This window comes from Sulfuricurvum sp., assembly GCF_030691015.1.
In the GTDB taxonomy this organism is placed as follows: domain Bacteria; phylum Campylobacterota; class Campylobacteria; order Campylobacterales; family Sulfurimonadaceae; genus Sulfuricurvum.
On sequence record NZ_JAUYFF010000001.1, the window covers coordinates 332,340 to 354,987 of the forward strand.

18 protein-coding genes are annotated in these 22,648 nt (G+C 42.8%); 6 read left to right on the forward strand and 12 right to left on the reverse strand.

The window, feature by feature from the left end:
• Nucleotides 1–52: 52 nt before the first annotated feature.
• Genes nhaD through Q8O20_RS01790 form a run of 3 tightly spaced genes read right to left on the reverse strand, consistent with a single transcriptional unit; the run spans nucleotide 53 to nucleotide 2,947 of the window.
• Entirely contained in the window at nucleotides 53–1,381 is a 1,329-nt protein-coding gene (gene nhaD, locus Q8O20_RS01780; RefSeq protein WP_305529744.1) for a sodium:proton antiporter NhaD, read from the reverse strand.
• Complete coding sequence (gene nadB / locus Q8O20_RS01785) at nucleotides 1,378–2,829, reverse strand: L-aspartate oxidase (protein WP_305529745.1); 1,452 nt, start codon at nucleotides 2,827–2,829, stop codon at nucleotides 1,378–1,380. Before nadB ends, nhaD begins: the two co-directional genes overlap by 4 nt.
• Complete coding sequence (locus tag Q8O20_RS01790) at nucleotides 2,819–2,947, reverse strand: hypothetical protein (RefSeq protein ID WP_304742416.1); 129 nt, start codon at nucleotides 2,945–2,947, stop codon at nucleotides 2,819–2,821. Before Q8O20_RS01790 ends, nadB begins: the two co-directional genes overlap by 11 nt.
• Before the next feature lie 73 nt (nucleotides 2,948–3,020).
• Here Q8O20_RS01790 and uvrC point away from each other — a divergent pair, with 73 nt between their 5' ends.
• The 5 genes from uvrC to Q8O20_RS01815 all read left to right on the forward strand — a co-directional run bounded on the left by uvrC (nucleotide 3,021) and on the right by Q8O20_RS01815 (nucleotide 10,666).
• On the forward strand, nucleotides 3,021–4,829 hold the full coding sequence (gene uvrC, locus Q8O20_RS01795; RefSeq protein WP_305529746.1) for an excinuclease ABC subunit UvrC: 1,809 nt from the start codon (nucleotides 3,021–3,023) through the stop codon (nucleotides 4,827–4,829).
• A gap of 70 nt (nucleotides 4,830–4,899) precedes the next feature.
• Nucleotides 4,900–5,313, forward strand: a complete 414-nt coding sequence (locus Q8O20_RS01800; RefSeq protein ID WP_305530028.1) for a PAS domain-containing protein — start codon at nucleotides 4,900–4,902, stop codon at nucleotides 5,311–5,313.
• 9 nt (nucleotides 5,314–5,322) lie between these two features.
• Entirely contained in the window at nucleotides 5,323–6,894 is a 1,572-nt protein-coding gene (locus Q8O20_RS01805) for a hypothetical protein (RefSeq protein ID WP_305529747.1), read from the forward strand.
• A gap of 27 nt (nucleotides 6,895–6,921) precedes the next feature.
• Nucleotides 6,922–10,269 carry a nitrate- and nitrite sensing domain-containing protein gene (locus Q8O20_RS01810; RefSeq protein ID WP_305529748.1) on the forward strand — a complete coding sequence of 1,116 codons (3,348 nt, stop codon included), beginning with the start codon at nucleotides 6,922–6,924 and terminating at the stop codon, nucleotides 10,267–10,269.
• Between the two features lie 19 nt (nucleotides 10,270–10,288).
• Nucleotides 10,289–10,666, forward strand: a complete 378-nt coding sequence (locus Q8O20_RS01815; protein ID WP_304739610.1) for a response regulator — start codon at nucleotides 10,289–10,291, stop codon at nucleotides 10,664–10,666.
• Between the two features lie 69 nt (nucleotides 10,667–10,735).
• On the opposite strand, the gene Q8O20_RS01820 is transcribed toward Q8O20_RS01815, so the two are convergent.
• From Q8O20_RS01820 to Q8O20_RS01835, 4 genes are read right to left on the reverse strand one after another with little or no spacing between them, the layout of a single operon-like run.
• Nucleotides 10,736–11,182, reverse strand: a complete 447-nt coding sequence (locus tag Q8O20_RS01820; protein ID WP_305529749.1) for a type II secretion system protein — start codon at nucleotides 11,180–11,182, stop codon at nucleotides 10,736–10,738.
• Nucleotides 11,169–12,110: a type II secretion system protein gene (locus Q8O20_RS01825; RefSeq protein WP_305529750.1), complete on the reverse strand. Its 942-nt coding sequence runs from the start codon at nucleotides 12,108–12,110 to the stop codon at nucleotides 11,169–11,171. Before Q8O20_RS01825 ends, Q8O20_RS01820 begins: the two co-directional genes overlap by 14 nt.
• Nucleotides 12,107–12,796, reverse strand: coding sequence for a hypothetical protein (locus Q8O20_RS01830; protein ID WP_305529751.1), 690 nt, complete (start codon nucleotides 12,794–12,796; stop codon nucleotides 12,107–12,109). Before Q8O20_RS01830 ends, Q8O20_RS01825 begins: the two co-directional genes overlap by 4 nt.
• On the reverse strand, nucleotides 12,796–16,848 hold the full coding sequence (locus Q8O20_RS01835; RefSeq protein ID WP_305529752.1) for an Ig-like domain-containing protein: 4,053 nt from the start codon (nucleotides 16,846–16,848) through the stop codon (nucleotides 12,796–12,798). The genes Q8O20_RS01830 and Q8O20_RS01835 overlap by 1 nt, the downstream gene beginning before the upstream one ends.
• 288 nt (nucleotides 16,849–17,136) lie before the next feature.
• Between Q8O20_RS01835 and hpf the strand changes: the two genes are divergently transcribed.
• The gene (gene hpf / locus Q8O20_RS01840; protein WP_304739962.1) at nucleotides 17,137–17,673 is read left to right on the forward strand and encodes a ribosome hibernation-promoting factor, HPF/YfiA family; all 537 of its coding nucleotides are present in this window, start codon (nucleotides 17,137–17,139) and stop codon (nucleotides 17,671–17,673) included.
• Here the strand turns inward: hpf and recG are convergent.
• The 5 genes from recG to ribH are packed head-to-tail and all read right to left on the reverse strand — an operon-like array spanning nucleotide 17,670 to nucleotide 22,648.
• Nucleotides 17,670–19,463: an ATP-dependent DNA helicase RecG gene (recG, locus tag Q8O20_RS01845; protein ID WP_305529753.1), complete on the reverse strand. Its 1,794-nt coding sequence runs from the start codon at nucleotides 19,461–19,463 to the stop codon at nucleotides 17,670–17,672. The genes hpf and recG overlap by 4 nt on opposite strands.
• Nucleotides 19,444–20,685: a pitrilysin family protein gene (locus tag Q8O20_RS01850; protein WP_305529754.1), complete on the reverse strand. Its 1,242-nt coding sequence runs from the start codon at nucleotides 20,683–20,685 to the stop codon at nucleotides 19,444–19,446. Before Q8O20_RS01850 ends, recG begins: the two co-directional genes overlap by 20 nt.
• A 41-nt stretch (nucleotides 20,686–20,726) precedes the next feature.
• Entirely contained in the window at nucleotides 20,727–21,773 is a 1,047-nt protein-coding gene (locus Q8O20_RS01855) for a dehypoxanthine futalosine cyclase (RefSeq protein WP_305529755.1), read from the reverse strand.
• Between the two features lie 6 nt (nucleotides 21,774–21,779).
• Nucleotides 21,780–22,178 (reverse strand): transcription antitermination factor NusB, encoded by a 399-nt coding sequence (gene nusB / locus Q8O20_RS01860; protein ID WP_305529756.1) that lies wholly within the window; start codon nucleotides 22,176–22,178, stop codon nucleotides 21,780–21,782.
• A complete protein-coding gene (ribH, locus tag Q8O20_RS01865) occupies nucleotides 22,178–22,648 on the reverse strand; it encodes a 6,7-dimethyl-8-ribityllumazine synthase (RefSeq protein WP_294893601.1) in 471 nt (156 codons plus the stop codon). Before ribH ends, nusB begins: the two co-directional genes overlap by 1 nt.

Consider the following 22,648-nt stretch of genomic DNA (forward strand, 5'->3'; position numbering starts at 1 on the left):
CCCTTTACGTTATTGAAAGGGTACCTAAAAGTAGTTTAATTTTGGATATAGTTTAATAAATGCCTAAAATCATAAATTGAACGTACCATACCGCAAGAGAGACAATATATCCCACTAGCACTGTCCAAGCCAATTTGATGTGCGATGAAAAAGTATAAATGCCGTACATTTTTCCCATCACACCTACCCCTGCGGCACTTCCGAAACTGATCAATGATCCTCCGATTCCTGCCGTCATTGTCACCAACATCCACTGAGCATGATCGATTGCAGGATTGGCTTTAAGCACTGCCGACATGACTGGAACGTTATCGACGATGGCGGAGAGAAATCCGACTCCGATGTTGACGATAGTTGGATCAAATGCCTCATACAGTTGTGCCGCATAGGTAAGAAAGCCTGTGAAATGGAGTGCTCCCACAGCCGCCAGAATCCCAAAGAAAAAGAGAAGTGTGTTGTTCTCGACTTTGCTCATCGCCTCGAAAATATTCACATCGACATTATGTTTCGTTTTCAGAAAATACATATAGAGCTGCAAAATCGCTAAACCAAAAAGCATCCCCCACATCGGAGGTAGATGAAGAAGCTGTTTCCCTACAACCGCAAGGGCAATCGTCAATGCACCGAATGCGATAATCACACGTCCTCCTTTGAGGATTTCGATTTTCCCCGCCGCTTCAGGATCGCCCTCTTTGTTCGGATCAAGATCGGGGACATAACGAACCAAAAGTGCCGCCGTAACGAGCCAACCGGTAAATGCTGCAGGAAAAAGATAAAGGAAATCGACGAAACTTCCTTTTTCAGCTGCCCATACCATGAGCGTCGTAATATCTCCAAACGGGCTCCAAGCACCGCCCGCATTCGCGGCAACAACAACATTTATAGCACTAGGGACGAGGAACTCTTTTGTTTTATTATCAATAGTGAGTAAGACGGTAGATAAGATTAAAGCGGTTGTCAGATTATCAGCTACCGGAGAGATAAAAAAAGCCAAAACTCCGGTGATCCAGAAGAGTTCACGATAGCTGTACCCTTTCGCAATCAGTTTTGCACGCAACGCACTAAAAACCCCCCTCTCGATTAATGCCTCAATATAGGTCATCGCCACAAATAAGAAGAAGAAGATTTCAGCTATCTCTAAAATCATATGATCGACTTCACGCTCAAACGGAGTCAAATCGGCACCAACACTAATATAATACAGCCCTATTAGAACAAACATCAACGTTCCGGTAAACAATGCCGGTTTGGCTTTATCGATATGGTATTTCTCTTCGGTGGCAATAAAATAGTACCCCACTACAAAAATAGCGAGTAAAAGCCATCCGAACGGATGACTTACAAGATTTATCGCCGTAGCTTCTGAAACAACCGTTGTCATTCTTTCTCTTCATGTGTCATATAATGAACCCCGATCGATTCGGGCCGTTTTTGTGCTGAGACAACAATACTGAGTGCCGTTAGCAGCCGCAAACGCAATAATCTTCCCACATTGCCCGAGAGCATCTGTGTTATCGCTTCAAAAGCCGTATTTAGTCCCAGTAACGTACGCTTGATCGACACATTCTCCCACATAATACGGCGGAGTTGATCTTTTTTTTCTTTGTCACCCTCTACATTAAGCGGCTCATCTCCTACAGTAAAATACTCACTGCACCCGTGTGCTGCACACTCTAGAATCGATTCTGCTGCCCTACGGGAAAAAACCAGCCCTTCAAGCAAAGAGTTACTGGCCAACCTATTAGCACCATGTACTCCCGTTGAGGCTGCCTCTCCCACAGCATAAAGCCCTTTTACTTGAGGCACCGCTCCATTACTCTCTGTTTTGATTCCCCCTACGGCATAATGAAAAGCCGGAGAGATAGGAACCCGCTCTTTTGGAAGATGGTATCCCAAATCATTCAGCGATTTGTAGATATTCGGAAAACGCTCTTTAAAATATTCGCTCTCAAAATCTTCACAGGAGAGATAGACTTGTTTAGCGCTACGTTGTTTGTAATCGAAAATAGCGCGGCTGACGATGTCACGAGGTGCGAGCTCACCGCGCGGATCGTACTCGAACAAAAAGCGATAGCCGTTTTCATCGACAACATGTGCCCCCTCTCCTCTGAGTGCTTCGGAGAGGAGCTGTTTGCGTGCCCAATTATTGGCGACAAAAACGGTGGGATGAAACTGCATCATCTCCATTGATTCGAGTTCAATCCCTTTTTCGATACAAATACCGTGAATATCTCCGCTGATCGTTGAAGCATTGGTATGGTACTCATACAACGATCCCACCCCGCCGCTGGCTATGATGACGTTATCGGACAAAATAATTTTCCGTTTCCCCTCACTAAAAACTTCCACACCGCAGCATTGATTATTCTCAATCAATAAATCGACCACGGTTGCATCACTAAGCATCGGATGAGGATTTTGGTTCAATAAAAAGAAATGAAGGTGTCTCCCCGTCGCATCCCCGCCTGCATGGAGTATTCGACTCCGTGAATGGGCGGCCTCTTTGGTGTAGAGTAAATTTCCCTCTTCATCTTTATCAAACTCAAATCCGCGATCAATCAAATCCCTGATAACCCCTTGAGAACTTTCACTCATCAGCTGTACTGCGGTTGCGTTACACATACCTGCCCCCGCATCAAGAGTATCTTGGACATGAGAAGCGATATCTTCATCATTATAGGCCGTGGTAACACCGCCTTGCGCATAATAGGTGTTACATTCCCACGGGTTTGATTTATTAATGATTAAAACTTTTAAGTTCTTCGGCAAAGCGATTGCCGCATAAAGGCCGGCAACGCCTGAGCCAATGATAACAACATCATAACGCAACGGGAGATTCCTTCGTCGGTGAGGGTTTCTCATAATAAGGAGGAGCTTTATAGCCGCATCCGCTCATCAGTCCCATCAAAAGGGCTATACTGCAGATCATCATCCATTTTCGGGTCATGACTTTCCCCTCTCTTTTCTTTAATGACGGATGTTATAATAGCTACCATAAATTATTCATTAAGAGTTCACCGATGATAGAACAAATCCGCAGCCTCCCTCACCAAGCGGGGATCTACCAATATTTGGATGGCGCAGGGAGAATTCTCTACATCGGCAAGGCTAAAAACCTCTCCAAACGGGTCAAAAGCTATTTTAATCTCACCCCACAGCTCTCCCCTAAAATAACATTATCCCTCCGTATCCAAAAAATGCTCTCTGAGGCGGTAGGGCTCCACTACATCATCGTGGAAAATGAGCACGACGCCCTCATTTTAGAAAATTCCCTTATCAAACAACTCAAGCCCAAATACAATATTCTCCTCCGTGATGATAAAACCTACCCGTATCTCTATGTTGATATGGAAGAACCCTATCCACGCTTCGAACTCACCCGCAAAATTATTAAGGGTAAAGGGATCCGCTATTTCGGCCCTTTTTCGATAGGAGCACGCGATATTCTTGATTCTCTTTATGAACTGCTAAAACTTGTACAGAAAAAAAGTTGTCTGAAAGGGAAAAAAGGGTGCCTTTTTTATCAGATGGAACAATGCCTTGCTCCTTGTGAATTTCAGGTTCCCAGAGAAACCTATTTGCCGATGGTTGCACAAGGGATCGAATGGATTCAAAATAAACGTCGACTCATCAGAGAACTCGAAACCAAAATGGAATTTTATTCAGAATCGCTACGATTCGAAGAGGCTTTGGTGCTTCGAGATCGAATAGAGCGGATCAACAAAAGCGAGCTAACCTCTCAAATCGATCTGGCCTCTACCGAAAATTACGATCTCTTTGCCATTGCCGTAAACGAAACACGCGGCTGTATCCTCCGACTTTTCATCCGTGATGGAAAGGTGGCATCCACAACTCACGACTTTCTCCCAGTAACCCCCTATTTTTCACTGGATGAAGCGTATGAGCGGACATTAGTTGGATTCTACGGAAACGAAAAGCCTCCTATAATCGCCCCTATTTTAACGGCACACTCTTTTGAATCGAGTGATTGGGTTCACGAACACTTGAGTACCCTCTTTGGGAAAAAAGCAATTCTCGAAGTACCGCAGAGGGGAGGGAAAAAAGAGCTTATTGATCTTGCCCTTACCAATGCCCATGAGCTACTGCGAGCACCTCAGCCTACCAACGAGAGCCTCTTGTCCGGACTCAAAGAACTTTTTGAACTCGATACATCCCCGATAAGAATCGAAGTATTTGATAACTCTCATCACGGGGGTGATGCTACCGTCGGAGCTATGATCGTTTATGAAAATGGCCGTTTTGATAAAAAATCCTACCGATCCTATCATCTGCATGAGAGAGATGAATATGGACAAATGTCGGAAATGTTGCGTCGTCGAATTGAAGGGTTTGCTACCAATCCTCCACCTGACTTGTGGGTACTTGACGGCGGAGCGACGTTGCGAGCTTTGGCCGTCGATTTGCTGAGTTCACATGGACTTTATCTCGATGTTATCGCCATCAGTAAAGAGAAAATTGACGGCGCATCGCACCGTGCCAAAGGTTCCGCACGCGACATCCTCCATAGCGGTGAAAACACCTTGCGATTGGAGAGTTCCGATAAACGGCTCCAATTTATTCAAATGCTTAGAGATGAAGCCCACCGGAGCGCGATCACTTTTCACAAAAAAACTAAAATCAAAATCGATCAATCCTCCAAACTTTTAGCCATTAACGGGATCACTTTGCCGAAAATTCATAAACTAATTGATTATTTCGGAACCTTCGAAGGAATTGCCAAAAGCGATTTTTCAACCCTTTGTGAACTTATAGGGAAGAAAGATGCCGAAAGTCTCCAAAATCACTATAGAGAAACTGCGTCTAAGTAATCTTTTATGGAGTTTATGCCATATTCCACAGATTATGTTTTCAGCAGTTTTTTAGCTAAAGGGTCAGATGATGGAAAAACCTACTGCGGTGGATGAAGAGTATTTGTTTGATGGACGCGCTATTGTCAGTGAAACCGATCTTAAAGGTGTTATTACATTTGCCAATCGAAAATTTTGTGAAATATCCGGTTATACCGTTGAAGAACTGATCGGGGAGCCTCATAATATAATCCGCCATCCCGATATGCCCAAAGCGGCTTTCGCACAAATGTGGAACACAATTCAATCAGGAACACTGTGGCATGGATTGGTCAAAAATCTTCGAAAAGACGGCCGATACTACTGGGTTGATACGGAAGTTACACCGACATACGATGACAACGGAAAAGTAAAAGGGTACATGGCCGCACGCAAACCGGCATCTCGTAAAAATATCGAAGAGACGGCTCAACTGTACCGAAAAATGATTGAGCAAGAACAATAGGGGGGATGAGTGTTATTTTATAACCATAAACAAGAATTTATCGGGATCGACGAAGAGGGACTTAAACTCTTAAACTATGCAACACTGGAAGATCTCTTGAGTGTCTGCAGTGATGTTGCCGACCTTTTTGCAAAAGAACCCGGCTATATCCATAATTTCAAAAGTTTCGGATGGATCGATTTTTTGCTCCACGCCGATTCTGATGCCCGCTCAGCCATTGTTCATGGAAACGGTCGAACCTTCTCCTGCACGCTTCAAGTCAACAGCCTTTTTTTAAGTGCAGAACCCTCCCAACCCGGTTATATTATTGATTTACTCCATGTTCAATCCATCAGTGGAGATGAATTCAAACCTCAACCGATGATCCCTAAGAGCAAAACGGACGTTAAATCTCCAATCATTGAATCAGCACCATCCATCTTGCCTAACTACGATCATATCACCCCTACTACCTTAAGCGAACCGGGGATACTCGATGTTCCCTCGTTTGCTGAGTTGGAGGTTCAAGAAGAGCCGATCGAAGATCTGTACGCAAAACTCTCCCTTCCCCTCAATGATGAAGAGTTGGAAAAAGATTTTTTCATTCCGGAGCCTTCCCTCTCCAGCGAAGCGGTAGAAGAGACTAAGGCTGAGACGAGAATCGATCTCCCAATGCTCGGCGATGTCCGATACAGCAATGCAGAAAAAGAGTTTATCAATACTCTAAAAGTTGATAAATCATATCGTTTTGATCCAAATGTTGCCGCACAAGAGCTTGGTCTTCCGGTTGACTTGATTCAAGAGTTCATCGGCGACTTTATCCAGCAAGCCAATGAGTTTAAAGAGGAGCTTTTTGAAGCCGTACTCAGAGGAGATATCAATAATCTAAAAATATTATCACACAAGCTCAAAGGGGTAGCAGCGAATCTCCGTATCGAAGATGCATTTGAAACACTCAGTGTTATTAATACCTCTGACGATTCCATAGAAATTGAAGCCAATCTCAAATATTTCTACACCATCATCGAAAAATTAGAAGGGAAAGAAGCGGTACAAGAAGAAGTCATAGAAGAGACTCTGCCAACGTATGAACCGATTTCTCTACCTGAAAATGATGATATTTACGAATTTGCTTTTAAAGAAAAAGAGCCCTTACTCATCCATGAAGAGCACCTCTATCAAAATGCAATAGAAAAAGATGCGACTCCGATTGAGCTAGCGTACGATGAACCGTTTAAAGAGATAGTTCCCCCCCCTGAAGAGAGTATTCCTGAAGAGATTCCTGAGGTCGAAACGACTCGAACACTTCATTACGATAAATTTTTTATTGCAGGACAATTGGGAATTGAGGTTGACTTTTTTAATGAATTGATTGATGAATATAAACATGATGCCCTTCGTGCAGGAAGTGAAATAAGTGGTGCCATCAGCGCCTTTGATACCCACGCTTGGAAAAAAACGGCAAGTCAACTCAAAGGGATCAGTGATAATTTACGACTCAATGAGATTTCGGATGAGTTGGCTATTTTATCTCAAACAAACGATGCTCAAGAAGCCAACAAAGCTTCTAAGCGTCTTAACAGTTTTCTTGAACAACTATAAAGAAATAAGCGAAATATAGGAGACCCCATGCAACTAGGACTTAGAAATCGACTTCGCCTCATCAGTCTCTTACCGATTCTGATACTTTTTATCCTCGCAAGCTACTACGTTTATAATGCGTATGTCAGCTACAAAGGGGCGGAACAGCTTCAAGTAAGACTTGAGGGAAACAAACAACTCAATGATCTGATCAATAACCTTTCACGCGAACGCGGAATGACGGTAATGTATATGGGGAATGCTTCACCGGCCACCCTAAAATCACTTCATGCGCAACGAGCTATTGTCGATCAAAAAATCGATGCGTATCAAAAACATCTTACAACCCTAGAACATATGAATGCAGAAGAAGCTTCAAAAGCCTCTGCATTATCAAAACTCATCAGTGATCTACAGCGAGGGATCAATCAATCTCGTCCCTACGTCGATAACGGCAATGCCAATTTTGATAAAATTTTTACCGATCTGTACGGTAAATCGGAAGAACAGCTCATCAATGAACTGGCCAAACTGGCAACACTACATTTTGATGACGAAGTTAATTCCCTCTCTTCTGCCTACCTCTCTTTAGTTCGTGCAAACGAATACAGCAGTGTGGAACGTGACTACATTACCTATGTTCTCTCACGGGCAACCCCTCTTGCCGAAGAAGAACTCAATAAATGGGTTACGTTAATTGCAAAAGCCGATACCTTCAATCTCGAAGGAATGAGTAACAAACCGATCCAGTCAAAACTCCAAGCAACCCTTTACAGTGAAGATAACAGCGAGCTTTTCCTTGATATCACGACAGAACGAACCACTATTTTGCAAACCAGCACCACCGGTGCCTATCAAACCCAATCGGGTATTTGGTTTGCCATGATTTCTGAAAAAATCGATGCCATCAACGAAGCTGAAAAAGTTTTGATCGATGCCATGGACGCTCGTGCTTCTATCGTACAAGAACAAGCGGTTCAAGTCCTCATCATCGCTATTGCCGTCTGGATATTGGGAGTTTTGGTTGCGATTTTAGGCTATTTTTTCTCTGCTGAAATCACCACCAACATCAAAAATCTTGAATCGGTTCTCAAACGGGTTGCAGAAGATACGCACGACAGCGAAGCTGAAGTTCTCAGCCATACCATTAACCTCGATACCACAGCAGGTACAGCCCAAGCGTATGGCTTGCTGGAACGTATCATTGAGCAAACCCTCAATGATAAGCAATACGCGATGGAAGCTTCCGAAGCAAAATCGATGTTTTTGGCCAATATGTCCCATGAAATTCGTACCCCTCTTAACGGTATCGTCGGATTTACCGAGCTACTCAAAGATACCGACCTTCATGACGAACAACGAGAGTTTATCGATATCATTGAAAAAAGTTCTGAGAACCTTCTTGAAATCATTAATAATATTCTCGACCTCTCAAAAATCGAAAGCAATAAACTTGAAATTGAGGAGATTGTCTTTAATCCGATCGATGAATTTGAAAGTGCCGTTGAAGTCTACGGAGTCCGTGCTTCCGAAAAGCATATCGACCTTGCATGTTATGTCGATCCGAGCCTGGAGCGACCGCTCAAAGGGGATCCGACTAAAATCAAAGAGGTCATTATCAACCTTCTTTCCAATGCCGTCAAATTTACCAACAGCGGCGGGGCTATCAGTGTCGATATACGCCGAGTAGAGTGTGATACCCTCAATCGAACCAAAGTCCGTTTCCAAGTAAAAGACAATGGAATCGGAGTTACCAGCGAGCAACGCTCCCGTATTTTTGAAGCCTTTTCACAAGCCGATACGTCAATTACCCGTAAATACGGCGGTACCGGTTTAGGACTCACCATTTCAAGCCGTTTCGTTGAATTGATGGGGTCACAGCTTGATCTTGAAAGCGAACCGGGCAACGGCACAACATTTTTCTTTACACTAGAGTTTGAAGAGATTGAAACCCTTAATGAACCGCTTAAGGGATCATTTTCCAATATCAATGCCGTCATATTAGAGAACCATTCGAAGAAGAAACTCCAAAATACCTATCTTAAAGAGTATCTCGACTATTTCGGAGTGAGTTATACCACTTTTCATGAACTAGATGAGCTTAGAATGTTGGAGCGGCAAGTTAATTACGACTTGCTATTTATTGACAATGACTACACAACCGATGATGATATTCTTACGTATGCATCATCACAAGAACAGCTGGTTCTCATTACCAAATCATTCTATATGAAAAAAATCGACTCTCTGGGAATCGATATTTTCAAAGTATTGTATGAGCCTCTTAACAGTTCAAAAATTCGCATCACCCTTGATGCGTATGATGCCGAAGCATTTAGCAACCGTAAAGTAAAAGTATCACGCCGCAAAAAGTTCGATGAGAAAAACTCCCGTTTTGCCGCAACCGCACTCGTTGCTGAAGATAATATTATCAACCAAAAACTGATTCGACGTACTCTTGAAGATCTAGGATTAGAAATCACGATAGCCAACAATGGGCTTGAAGCATTTGAAAAACGCAAAAACGGTAATTTTGACATTATATTTATGGATATTCAAATGCCCGTACTTGACGGCATCGAAGCAACCCAAGAGATTTTGGATTTCGAAGAGGATTATGGCCATAATCATATCCCTATCGTTGCCTTGACGGCAAATGCACTTAAAGGGGACCGTGAGCGGTTTATGGCAGCTGGAATGGATGAATATACCACCAAACCGCTGGTACGATCAGAAATAATCTCATTACTCAACAACTTTTTATCCCATAAGATTATTGAAATCAACCCTGTACCGAAATCGGTTCACGAGATTGTTGCTTCCTCTGAAGAATCAGCTCCTCTTATGACAAGCAGCGATGTCATAGTCGAACAAGGAAGTGAAACTATTATTCCTGAGATTCCGGAAGAGAGTCTTATTGCCCTTCCTGAGGAAGAGTCCATCAATACATTGATGGAGGCTAATGAAGAGGATCCAATCCTACCGAAACCGGAAGAAGAGTCGGCTATTATTGATGAGCCTATGATTCAAGAGCGGGTATCAGCCTATGAAGCCGATATACTGATAGCGAAACAAAATATTCTGGAATTAAAACTCTTCACCCGCATTCTTGATGATTTAGGCTATACCTACAAAAGTGTCACAACTTCCGATCAACTCAAAGAAGAAATCAGTAATCATCGCTATAAACTTGCCCTTTTTGATAAAAAATTAAGTGGATTAAATCTCAAGGATCTGTATGATATAATCCGTTCTAATAGCAGCGATACGTCTCTGGTTATGCTCATCGATCCAAGTGTTCCGGAAGAAGCTGAGGATGCAATGTATGTTCATGAAATTATCAAAAATATCATCAACAAAGATTTATTGCGTCTTGTTTTTGAAAAATTTATCTAAGCGAATGGGGAAAATCTAAATGGATGAGAAGAAACTAAAAGTTCTCGCGGTCGATGATGATATGATCAACCTAAAACTACTCAAGACCATGCTCATGAAAACCCCGAATGTCTCCGCTGTAGTAGAGGCGAAAAATGGTGCCGATGCCATCGGTGTACTCAAATCCCAAAACGATATTGATATCATTCTCCTCGATATCATTATGCCGGTTATGGGCGGGATCGAAATGCTCAAAGTCATTCGTGCGGATGAATCCCTCCGTCAACTTCCCGTTATCGTCCTCACCACCGATGAGACTAAAAAAGGGGAAGCATTAGAATGCGGAGCCAACGGTTTCTTGATGAAACCGGTTCGTGAAAAAGATGTCCTCGCAAAAATCGCTCAGTTAGCACTTTAACTTTATTCCCGTTCGTGGTGAGCACTTGTGCCCTTTGGGTATGTCAAACCATGAACCCTTTTTTTCTTCTTACAGCTTTTGCCAAGAACGTCTATGCGCACGGATAGGTTCTGTTGTGATAGTCGCGCGCGTTACAGCTGTCGCATCAATCAGTACCATCGTATCTTTTCCGGTAGTGTCAGCCAGCGTTGTACATCCTGCCGCTGCCGCTCCTTCAAATGAGTAGGCTAAGGAAACATTAATATCGAAAATAGCAGTTCCTCCTGCATCGTTTACGGTGATATTGAGCTGATTCAAACACGCCCCCGCTGTCGTATCAACCCCCTGCGCCCTCATAAGAGCATACTCAGTGGCACTCTGCGCCAATAGCTCTGCCTGAGCTCTGAGATAATTATCGGAGATCGATTTACTCCCTTTGGCGGCATTGGATAAAAGCAAGGCTCCCCCTAAAGCAACCATAACAACGACAAAAATCGCCAGAATCATGGCAAACCCTTTGCGTTTAGTAACGGACATGTACCATCCTTTCACGGCAAATTTGATTTGCGGAAAGATTCGAATCACTTAAATTCTCATCTAGCCCTTGCAGACAGATTTTGAGGGTATAAATATTACCGACATTCGAGTTCATTACAGTATTACTATTGTCATACAAAATAGTAAAGTGTGTCACTTTATCGGCTAAAAGTCGTGCAGTAGCTCCACTATACTGTTCATTATTCCACGGTTCAAATCCCGTGTACATATTAAACAGACCGTTCTTTGCTCGAAATGCATAGGCTGTCCGCATCACATACGCCCGACTTGCCTGCCCGCTGATACTTAACACTTTATCAAGGGTAAGGGCTGTATCGGAATCCACTGACTGTATTGTTGCATAAACATGATTTTCAACATTAGCTGCACCTGTCAGATCCCAACCAAACCGATGACATTCATCTGCTCCCTCTCCCATACCATCACTCCGAAAAATAGCTGCACCCACCAAGGAATTCCCCGGATTGATAGAGGTATAGTTAGCATCCGCCGAAATCAACGTATTTCCGACACTCAAAACATCGCTTGTCCACCCCGAAAGCCAACGCCCTAACCCTGCATTCCAAAATCCTCTCAACCCATCATTATCCACCGCAACAAAAGCAATCGTATAATCGTTCTTTTCATCTCCTGTTACAGGGATACCATCACATTGACTACCAAATGACACATTATTTTGATCCAAACGGATAATCGAAGCGGAGATTCCATTTTCAAAATATTTGGATACCTGCTCAAGGATGTGATCCGCTTGAGCAACTCGTTTGGAATACTCACCCGTTCGATAAATTCCATCATAATATTGCCGCAAAACTTCCAGTGCCAATCCCCCGACTATTCCCATAATAACCATGACAAACAAAAGCTCTATCATAGTAAAAGCTTTGCGATTATTTATAGGCTTCATTCGGAGAACTTCCCAACATTGGATTTAAAAAAAGTCAATGTCATATCGACATCAGGATTAGCAGGGTTATGAGTTCGAACGACAATTTGTTTGAGATGAGTTTGTGTCCCAGCATTAAAAGGGTTCATATTTGCCGATGACCCCAATGTCCATGTTGCCGTTGCCATTCCTGCATTAATAGCAGATATTGTAGCAGCAACATAATTCACTCGATACTCAATCTGAATCGTATAGATTGTATTATTAGCCCCTGTTGCATTTATTTCTAAATTATAGGGGTTGTTATGAAGTTGCTCTATCCCTTGAGTCAAATTCAAATTTCCATTTACCGCAGCTACTGCCATCATCGGAGCATTAGCAGAACAGGCCATACTTGAATCAGGATTTGCACGGTATGTTCCTGCTCCTCTAAGAGGGTCAACATTACAAGGCAAATCAATATCTCCAGCAATCTGAAGTGAACCAAAATCGGGAGCGGTCGAGTTTCGATCCCATCGTGCTTGAGAGACCTTGGTGATCTCCCCCATCATCCGCTTGAGAATATCCTCATCGATAATCATCCCTTTGGAGGCATTATCGGCTACATTCATCATAGAGGGAATGGTGATGACGCTGATGGCTATAATGACTATGGCAAATATAAGCTCGATCATCGCCATAGCTAAGCGCATTTTAGAACCTCTCATTATCGTGTTGCCGGAGTGTAATCATAGGTTACTCCCGTTCCTCTTGATGTCCCTTTATTAGCTTTATCGCTTCCGAGTATTTTGGTATTGGTAGAACTGCCCGCTGTTCCAATATTCGGGACAACATTAATATTGAAACATGGATGGGTTTGGCAGTCGAGATTAGGATTAGATGGATCACTATACTCGAGGGCATTGATACCATACCATAACCACGGATCAGTATTGATATGAGCTTTACCGCTATAAGTTGGAGCAATAGGACCAAGGGTATATGTCTCCATTCCGTTGACCTCATTACTCCACATATTAACAGTCGTTACCGTACCATTACTGTTATTTTGTATTCGGGTAATATTCCCGTCTCCGTCGTTATTATCGTTATGCAGTATATTGATAAACCATTGCGATGAATTACGACTAGGTGCTAAGCCCGTTCCAGCTAATGTCGGGGTGTTAAATACTTCATACCAAGCGTTTGCAGTAAAACCGACATTTCCAAATACCCGTACATCGCGTGGAACGATACGCCCGTAAACAAAAGTAACATTTTGATCAGCATTTTCTATACGAGAACCAGAAACATTTCTATCTCCAATAGGAGCAGTACCCGTATAAAATGAAATAATTGATACATTTGTTTCATTTCCATTGACGCTGAATGGATTCACTGTTATAGTTGGTGATTTATTAAAATTAAATCGAAGCATTAAACTACTATTAGTTTCATTCCATGCTAAATATTTTGTACCATTTTCATCGCCCCCGCTTCCAAACCCTATGGCTAAATTGTTAATAACTGTTTCATTTGCATCACCATGAAGATTATCAAACACAATAGGAGTGATGGTTACACTTTTTTCCCATGCCCCTTGTCTGAAATTTCGAGTGATCGCTCCATTGTTATTTTGAGCACTTACATTTAAATCAAAACGGCCTGACATCATTTTTAATGTAGCTTCATCATCCCCGATTCGCGCAAGATACGTAAAAGTACCCGGATTCCCATTGTTATTACTGAGCCTCAAAGTAGAAATATTAAAAGTAGAGGGGATATAAGTTGCATTAGTGTTTCCACATATAAAAGTTCCATTACAATTTAGTTGTGAATCATCATTATCAATTGCAGACCAAACTTTATCTATGACTTGTAATGTCATTTTTCCTACATCTGAAAAATTTACTGGCATTACTTCATTAGATACTATTCCACTTTTAACAGAGATTCCATTACTCATATTAAAATCACCTGTTCCCATTGAAAAGAATCCAACTAGTCCATTTGTTGTATCTAGTACATTATTAGGATAGTATCTTGCACTAGTATTCAATTCTAAAATATTACGGGCATTTGTAACATTATAATCATTCGTTAATCCATTTTGAAATGTCAATGCCTGTAATGTTATATTGTAGTCAGATGCAGAAGTTAATAGATCAGGCCAATGGGAAGAATTCGATGTGATTGTAAATTTATTTGGTCTTATCGCATATGCATCCGATGAACATCCTTTTGTCCCTAAAGCGTCCAAAGTACATTGATAACATCCATAATTATGAGCATATACACCCGTTCCAATACCATGATTGGCAGGTTCACAAGGAGCGCCATTTAATGTTCCTCGACATCTATCAACAGCTGCTTGTCCAAATGCTTGTAAATACTGACTTCCACTATTTACACATTGTGGCATTCCTTCAATATTACCGCTATTAGAGCTATTTACCAAACAGGTAATCGAAGGATCTATTAGATTCATTCCATAAAAATTAATATATTTCGGAACTATTTTAGAATGTTTTTTAGCTTGTGCTTGTATTGTGTATGTCGATGTTGTTCTTGCATACGTGTCCCCTGCAGAAAAAGTAGATATCAAAGGTTGCCCATTATTCCCAATAATTTGATAACGCTCAGCTGTACATGATCCATTATCATCGGTTGTATTAATATCAGAAACATAAAAAAGTACTGGCATATCAACTACATCATTGTTACCAGCAGTATAATAAGGAATTGCACTCGAGCCCCCTCCCGTCCCTAACCAAACTGCATCTAAAAAGTGATTAGCATCTGTTTTTGATGTTATTTTTGTTTTTAATCCTGTCCGAGCTGTGTACCCATTGGTTGGATAATTATCGACTACATCAACTGCTCCTGTGTTGCTTGGTGGAGTTGGTGGAATTGGATTATAAGGAGTACATCGTCCCCAAACTGTCAAATCATCAATTTCATGAGCATTACACCCACCCCCAGTTCCTGAGGTTAATGCAAAACGGACCAATGCAGGAGTAGTAGTTTGATTATAAACTGGATTTTTAGCATCAAATCCATTGATAATCGTAACATATCCTGATCCAGTGTCTCGTTCAAGACGGATGTACAAGTGAGCATTATCACGAGCATCCACAGTCAAACGAAATTTATCACCCGGTAATTTAGCCGGATTTGTATAGTCAACTTCCGGTGCAATAGGCGTTGTTAAAGGATACGCTTCTTGTAAGAATTCATATCCGGACATACCACTACCATCTCCACGAATGACTGCAGCATTCGTATGAAATCCAGGACCACCAACACGATCTTCTGTAGGATTAGCAAAGTTCCCATATTCATCCAAGCCAAGACCAAGCCAACCACCTTGAAACCCAGGATTTCCATGTCCCTGAGCATATCCCATTGATCCTCCATATGCGCCAGGTGTTGGGGATGCTCCCACTGCTGAATCATACAATACGGCGACAACCCCATCCGCACCATAGGTACCTAATCCTGCTTCAGCAGGACTTTCTTCAAAACATCCTCCATATGCATAATGGGTAAATTCTACAATTATTAAATTCCCTTGAGAAGGAAACTCATAGTCCTTTGTAACGGCTGTAGCAATATTTTTTTTACCCGGAGTGAGTTTGAGATGTCCACTGTTAATTTGCGGGGTAAAGGTTCCGTTACTATAAAGTGTCCGCCATTTTTCGTCTAATTCCGTACTAAATGTATCGTTGTAACACATAGGAGCTGTTAATTGTTCCATAATACTGGCTGTTGCAATATCATATCCTGCTTTTAGTGAAACCCCCCCGCTTCCAGTCGGATTCGAAAGAGTTACTCTAAAGCTTTCTGTCAATTCAATTATTTCATCGTGATAAATATCCATATTAACAGTGACTTCTGTTTGTCCTGCTGGAATTGTTACACTTCCTCCTGCAATACGGTAATCACTATCCCCAATAGCAGTTAAATCATACGTAGTGTACATTACACTAATCGGGTACTCTACCACAGTATCCAATGATATTTTCATAGGCATTTGTGATACTCCACCATAAGGGAGAGTCGTATTTTCACTTGTTTGATAAACTACTTGTTCCCAACCTATCTCAGGAAGTTTAACTATTATATTCACCGTTCCCGTGGAGGTATGAGCAAATCCATCCTGAATTGTGTAAGTAAACGAATCATTTCCAAGATAATCGACTTCCGGTGTATACGTAAAAGATCCATTTGCATCCAAAGCAAGTACTCCATGCGATGGAGCCGTATTTGTTATTACACTTAATGAATCTCCCATATCATTAGTTAATATATTTTCACTTAATACACTATTTTTGCCAGTAATATATGAATCATTAACTGCAGTTGCATTGGGAACAAAATTGAAACTAAATGCATATACCTGATTATTTGCAGTGCTTTTAATACGCATATTAAAATCAGTTGCACCTGTAAAAGTTATAGTATTATTATTATTTAGTACTGTGCCCGTACTATTATCAGGACAACTAGATAAATGATATTTATATGCTACGTCATTATCAGCATCTCGGGTAAAGGTTAAAGTACCAGCGGATGGAATATTAAAGTAATAGTATTCATTATCGCCATTATCAAACTGATTCCCAGAATATGAATCTGTATAATTTGAATCCACTCCAGATACGGTGAAACTATGATCTGTAGTATTACTACACGCATCAGAGCACCATCCTGATGGACTCATAACCATCACCATTCCAAAAACCGCTATCCATCGTAAAAAAAGTTTATTTATTTTCATCTCATCCTCCTTAGGATTTTAAGGGACACAAAAGCGGGGCTCGGTAGCACTCATCCATATACCCAATTTATCTAATCGATTACTATCGACCATTGTCCCTCTTTACTAAAGCTTTTATGCGAGGAGACGCTATCTTTTGATTGTAGTGCTATGCAGATTAAATGGCGATTAAAATGCGTTAATAATTATTGATCGTGTATCGATTCTCTTTTTATAAAACTTCTTGACGTTTGTTTTTTGTGTGTTATAATCAAACTTTCCTCAATATAACACTAAGGTGGGACAACTATGAATATCTCTCTCGTCGGACGCCATATCGAGCTCAGCGATGCCATTAAAGATCATCTGATGCACTCTATCGATACACTATCTAAATACCATCTCGACCTTATCAGCGTTAATGCCGTTGCCAGCTCGAACGAACGCAAAAAAGGGGTGACGATCGAATTTACGATCAACGTTGCCGGAAAAAACACTATTGTAATCACCCAACGTGACGATGATCTCTACGCCGCTATCGACATCGCTATCGACCGTGCCCAAAAAGCACTTCGCCGTCTTCATGACCGCATTTCTGATCATAAAAATGAAGGGCTCAATGAAGCAAAACTAGCAGCCTCGCACACTATCGATTTGCACGCTGCCAATGAAGCGATGGAAGATGAGATTGTTCCGACAGAATTGGTTCTCTACAAACCTCAAGAGGTTGCCGAAGTGGTAGAAAAACTCAAAGAGAGTACCAAAGTTTTTGAAGTATTTTATGACAATGACGGGAAAATGCGTGTCCTTTACAAACGCGGTGACGGACGTTTCGGGTTATATTAACCTTTTTGAAGGTCAAGATAATTCTTGACCTCTCTTACAACTTCTTCATCTTCACCGATATCCGCCCACCGAAATTTTTTACCGCTTTGGATACTCCCCTCTAATAAATCACCGCTTGAGCGAAATTTCAGATCGAGTGCCGCTATCTCAAATCCGCTGGTACAACTGCTAAACGACTCTAAACGCTCATTTTTACCGCTTTTATTCGTATAGAGATAACAATACCCCTGCAACCCCGTACGGCTCACCCGACCGCGCAGCTGATGGAGTGTCGAGAGACCCAACCGTTCCGCTCCGACGATCACGACTGTGGAGAGTCGCGGGAGAGAGATCCCTACTTCGACGACGGTGGTCGCAAGGAGAATACTCCCCTTTTCGCGAAACTCCATCAATACCGCCTCTTTCTCTTTGTCTTTGCCGTGGGTGACGTAGACATTCTCGAAATTTTTTTCCCAGTACCCTCGCGCTTCCTCGATGCTTTGGTAATCGATGCTCTCGCTTTGCTCTACCAGCGGATAGACAATAAGGACTTGATGCTTTTGTAAAATCTCAAAGCGAATACGATCTAATAATTTTGTAAAATCACTTTTACCGATGATGCGAGTTGTGATATTTTTGGTAAAAGGGGTTTGGACGATCAGACTCACATCAATATGGGCCGAATCGATCATCGCCTGTGTACGGGGAATCGGGGTGGCGGAGAATTGGAGATAGTGTGGAGAGGTATCATTCTCGGTAAGTTTCGTTAAGGAATGGCGCTGTGCCGTTCCGAAACGGTGCTGTTCATCCACCATAACGAGTCCCGCTTCAGGGAGGCTTCGATGAAGCAATGCATGGGTTCCGATGATGAAATCATACTCTTCCAAAGAGCCCTTTTTTGTTGCATTGGTCACCAATGCTATTCGTAAATTGGGGAGAAATTTTTGCGCCTCTTCATAGAGCTGAGCCGCAAGGATCGTCGTCGGTGCCATCAAAATGGAGCGATAAGGACGCATCAAAATAACAGAGGCTAAAATCACCATCGTTTTCCCCGATCCGACATCCCCCACAATCATCCGTCGAGAGCCATATTGCCCTCTGAGATCACTCTCAATCTCGCCAATCGCTTTTTTTTGATCCTCCGTCAATTCGAACGGAAGGGTTTTTATCCACGCATGAACATCACCTGAAGCACGATAGGAGGTTTTATGAAAACGGCGTTTAAGACGGAGACGACGCATATACTCAAAAAGTTCGGCAAATTTAAGGGCGTGATATTGCTGTTCATTCAGAGGCTTTGGAAGATCGGGAAAATGGATTGCATAAAGTTCACGGGCTATCTTTTCGGGAAGTCCGTCTGCAATAATATTTTCAACGGTAATATTTTTTTCAACTAAGCGGCGCATCACATCGGCACGAAGCGGCGTTTTATAAATCGGAACGAGGGAGCCGACGGCACTGATCTTCATCGGATGGACTATCGTCCATTTTCCCAACTCCCACTGCGCCTTGCCGCTGAAAAAAGCACGCTCTCCACGGGGGAATTGATGAATCATATAGGGCTTGGGATGAAATATTACCCCCTCAATCACACTCTCTAGATTATGTGCAAAAAAGGTGATTTTGAGGGTTTTAGGAGTGCGTACAACGTGCTCTACCGTCGCATCGATAACACAGGCGGAGTTATGGAGTAGCTCACTGCTTAAACGACGATCTTCGAACGAGGTAGGGGTGAGGAGGGAGAGAGCGGTGATACTTCCAATCCCTAAACGGTGAAACTTTTCACCCTCCTCACTTGGTAACGATAGCATAGCTAAGATCGCGAATTTCGCCGTGGCGTTTGATAAAATCGTTCACATCCTCTAGGGTAAGGGTACGAATCATCTCCAATTCCTGCGCACTCGATCCGAGCGGTTTGCCCTGATAATATTCGCTGAATGTTCGACCCAAACGCTGAGAGAGAGTTTCGACACGCAACGGCTCAGAACCGAGCAAAAATTTACGCGCTTGATCAAGCTCATTTTGGGTGACACCGCCTCGAACAAAAGTATCGATTACTTCAACCACTGTTTTTTTAGCTTCATCCTGCGATTCAAGTTTGGTTTGCAAATAACCGCTGAAATAGGTATTAGTTTTCGCAACCGAGAGACGGGAATAAGCGGAGTAAGCAAGTCCACGCTTCACTCGAATCTCCTCCATCAATCGGCTTCCAAATCCGCTGGAGCCGAGGATAAACATGGCGACACGGGCTTTAAAAAACTCCGGATCACCCTCATTCATAGCAAATGGGGCACCGAAATAGAGATAAGCCTGCTCCGTCTGAGGACGCTTTAGGATCGATTCTTTTGGCTCTTTTCGCGGCTCGTAATGGCGCTCTTTCCCTATTTTACCCGCTTCTAATAGACTCAGGAGAGATTGCACTTTCGCTTTTGCCTCAGTGATAGAAATATCGCCTCCCATAACGATAAGGGCATTGTTAAGGATTAAATGATCTTTTTTAAACGTTTCAATATCACTCAGATTAATCGCTTTAATGCTCTTTTTAGTCCCGATATTAGGCACCGCCATCGGTGTCCCTTCAAAAAGAACCGCTTTAAGCTCTTCAGAGGCAACCGTATCGAAGTCAGCCTCTTTACGGGCGATATCGCTGAGTGCCATTGTTTTTACTTTTTCGAGTGATTTGTCGGTAAAGTTAGGCTCTCGCAACTGTTCGTTTAAAAGGGAGAGTCCTGTATCGAACTCCTCTTTGAGAGATCCTAGTTCGATAACGAACGTCTCATTCCCCGCATTGCTGCTGAGCTGTATAGCACGTGCGTCAAGGGCATCGGCAAAACCGACGGAACCGCGTCTTAGTGACCCTTCATTCAACATTTTGCCGCTGAGCCGCGCCAAACCAAAAGATTTCCCCTCATCAATACTGCCACTATGGGTGAAGACAACCTGCATAGAGACGATCGGAAGACGTTTATCCTCTTCGAAAATAAAAGGGATTTTTACCCCTTTAACTTCTATAAAATCCAATGTGCTTGCCATAAGTGCTTGCCCTAATAGTAAAATCGCTAAAAATAAACGTGTCACTCAAATTTTTCCAAAATCTCATACGCCGTATTACGAATTGCCGGTATTTCTCCGATATCACGGATCAAATGTACCATCTCATCTTTTGCCATCCTAAACCCTGCCCCCGCACTGCGGACAACGTTCTCTTCCATCATGGTAGAGCCCAAATCGTTTGCCCCGAACAGCAATGCCATCTGACCGATGTAAGGCCCTTGGGTCACCCAAGAACTTTGGATATTGGGGAAATTATCTAAAAAGAGACGAGATACCGCTAACAGTCTAAGATAACGGTTGGATGATTGTTTTTCAATCTCGGGATGCTCTTCCATCAGCTGGGTATTCTGCCCCTGAAACGACCACATAATAAAGGCTCTAAAGCCGTGTGTTTCGTCCTGAAGATCACGGATGAGATTCCAATGCTCGATAATCTCTTCATCGGTCTCGACCGTCCCGTACATCATCGTCGCTGTTGACATAATACCGAGTTTATGCGCTTGGCGGTGTACATCCACCCACTCTAACGAATCCATTTTTTTCGGAGCGATAATATCGCGTACACGGTCACTGAGAATCTCAGCCCCTGCACCCGGAATCGATGCGAGCCCTTTGGCTTTCAAACGGCTCAAACACTCTTGAATCGAGATATGGGAAACTTTAGCGATAAAATCAAGCTCAATCGAAGAGAAGCCGTGGATGGTGATCGTCGGATATTTGGTGTGAATATGTTCCACCAAATCCTCGTACCATTCGATTTTGAGTTTCGGGTGAACACCCCCTTGGAACAAAATCTGTGTCCCGCCGATCTCAAGGAGTTCATCGATTTTTTGGTCGATCTCTTCAAAGGTGAGGACATAGGCATCTTCATCTTTACCGTGACGGTAGAAAGCGCAGAACTTACAATCAACCCAACAAACGTTGGTGTAGTTGATATTACGGTCTACGACAAAGGTCGTGATCCCCTCAGGATGGAGCTCTTTTTTTCGAGCCGTCGCCATTTTCCCCAGTTCTTTGAGGTCAGCATGACGGATAAGTTCTAAGGCTTGTTCTTTACTAAGACGCATAATGACCTATTTATCTCGCGAAATAGCGTCAAGAACGCCGTTAATAAACTTCGGTGATTGCTCGCTTCCGAATGCTTTTGCAACTTCGATTGCTTCGTTGATGATAACAGCCGAATCGAGTTCTCCGAACATAATCTCATATCCGCCAAGACGGAGCGTGGCGCGCTCAATCGATCCCAAACGGTCGAAATCCCAATCTTTGAGGTGTTTAATGATTGCTTCGTCTACCTCTTCCAAATGGTCCGTTACCCCTTTGAACAAATCAAGGGCAAAATCACGCTGTTTGTTACGGATCTTTTTCTCTTCGAGAATCTCATCACTAAAATCAGAGATTGTCTGATTTCCTAAATCGTATGCGTACAATAAACTCACAACCGCCATGCGGGCTTGATGACGTGTCGCCATTATGCGCCGATCTCAGCGTACAGATCAAGCATCTCGATAACAACGGTCATCGCTTCGAACCCTTTGTTCCCTGCTTTGGTTCCTGCACGTTCAATCGCCTGCTCGATGGTATCGGTCGTCAAAAGACCGAATGAAACCGGTTTTTTATGTTTCAAGCTTACCGTTGCAATCCCTTTGGTCGCTTCAGCAGAGACATAATCGAAATGAGGAGTTGAGCCGCGAATGACCGCACCCAATGCACATACCGCATCGTATTTACCACTGCTGAGAAGCTGCTCAATTACCATAGGAAGTTCAAACGCACCCGGTGCCAAAACGTGAGTCAACTCATCCGCGTTTCCGCCGTGACGTGCATAGGCATCTTTTGCCCCTTCTACGAGACGATCAACGATAAAGTGGTTCCAGCGTGTACTAACGATCGCTACTCTTTTGTCCGTGCGAACACGAAGTTGTCCTTCGATAAGTTTCAT

Bases quoted from the DNA above. Each gene is read 5' to 3' on its own strand.
- nhaD (WP_305529744.1), bottom strand. From the start codon at position 1,381: ATGACAACGGTTGTTTCAGAAGCTACGGCGATAAATCTTGTAAGTCAT.
- Q8O20_RS01790 (WP_304742416.1), bottom strand. From the start codon at position 2,947: ATGACCCGAAAATGGATGATGATCTGCAGTATAGCCCTTTTGATGGGA.
- uvrC (WP_305529746.1), top strand. From the start codon at position 3,021: ATGATAGAACAAATCCGCAGCCTCCCTCACCAAGCGGGGATCTACCAA.
- Q8O20_RS01800 (WP_305530028.1), top strand. From the start codon at position 4,900: ATGGAAAAACCTACTGCGGTGGATGAAGAGTATTTGTTTGATGGACGC.
- Q8O20_RS01810 (WP_305529748.1), top strand. From the start codon at position 6,922: ATGCAACTAGGACTTAGAAATCGACTTCGCCTCATCAGTCTCTTACCG.
- Q8O20_RS01815 (WP_304739610.1), top strand. From the start codon at position 10,289: ATGGATGAGAAGAAACTAAAAGTTCTCGCGGTCGATGATGATATGATC.
- Q8O20_RS01820 (WP_305529749.1), bottom strand. From the start codon at position 11,182: ATGTCCGTTACTAAACGCAAAGGGTTTGCCATGATTCTGGCGATTTTT.
- Q8O20_RS01825 (WP_305529750.1), bottom strand. From the start codon at position 12,110: ATGAAGCCTATAAATAATCGCAAAGCTTTTACTATGATAGAGCTTTTG.
- Q8O20_RS01830 (WP_305529751.1), bottom strand. From the start codon at position 12,796: ATGAGAGGTTCTAAAATGCGCTTAGCTATGGCGATGATCGAGCTTATA.
- Q8O20_RS01835 (WP_305529752.1), bottom strand. From the start codon at position 16,848: ATGAAAATAAATAAACTTTTTTTACGATGGATAGCGGTTTTTGGAATG.
- hpf (WP_304739962.1), top strand. From the start codon at position 17,137: ATGAATATCTCTCTCGTCGGACGCCATATCGAGCTCAGCGATGCCATT.
- recG (WP_305529753.1), bottom strand. From the start codon at position 19,463: ATGCTATCGTTACCAAGTGAGGAGGGTGAAAAGTTTCACCGTTTAGGG.
- Q8O20_RS01850 (WP_305529754.1), bottom strand. From the start codon at position 20,685: ATGGCAAGCACATTGGATTTTATAGAAGTTAAAGGGGTAAAAATCCCT.
- Q8O20_RS01855 (WP_305529755.1), bottom strand. From the start codon at position 21,773: ATGCGTCTTAGTAAAGAACAAGCCTTAGAACTTATCCGTCATGCTGAC.
- nusB (WP_305529756.1), bottom strand. From the start codon at position 22,178: ATGGCGACACGTCATCAAGCCCGCATGGCGGTTGTGAGTTTATTGTAC.
- ribH (WP_294893601.1), bottom strand. From the start codon at position 22,648: ATGAAACTTATCGAAGGACAACTTCGTGTTCGCACGGACAAAAGAGTA.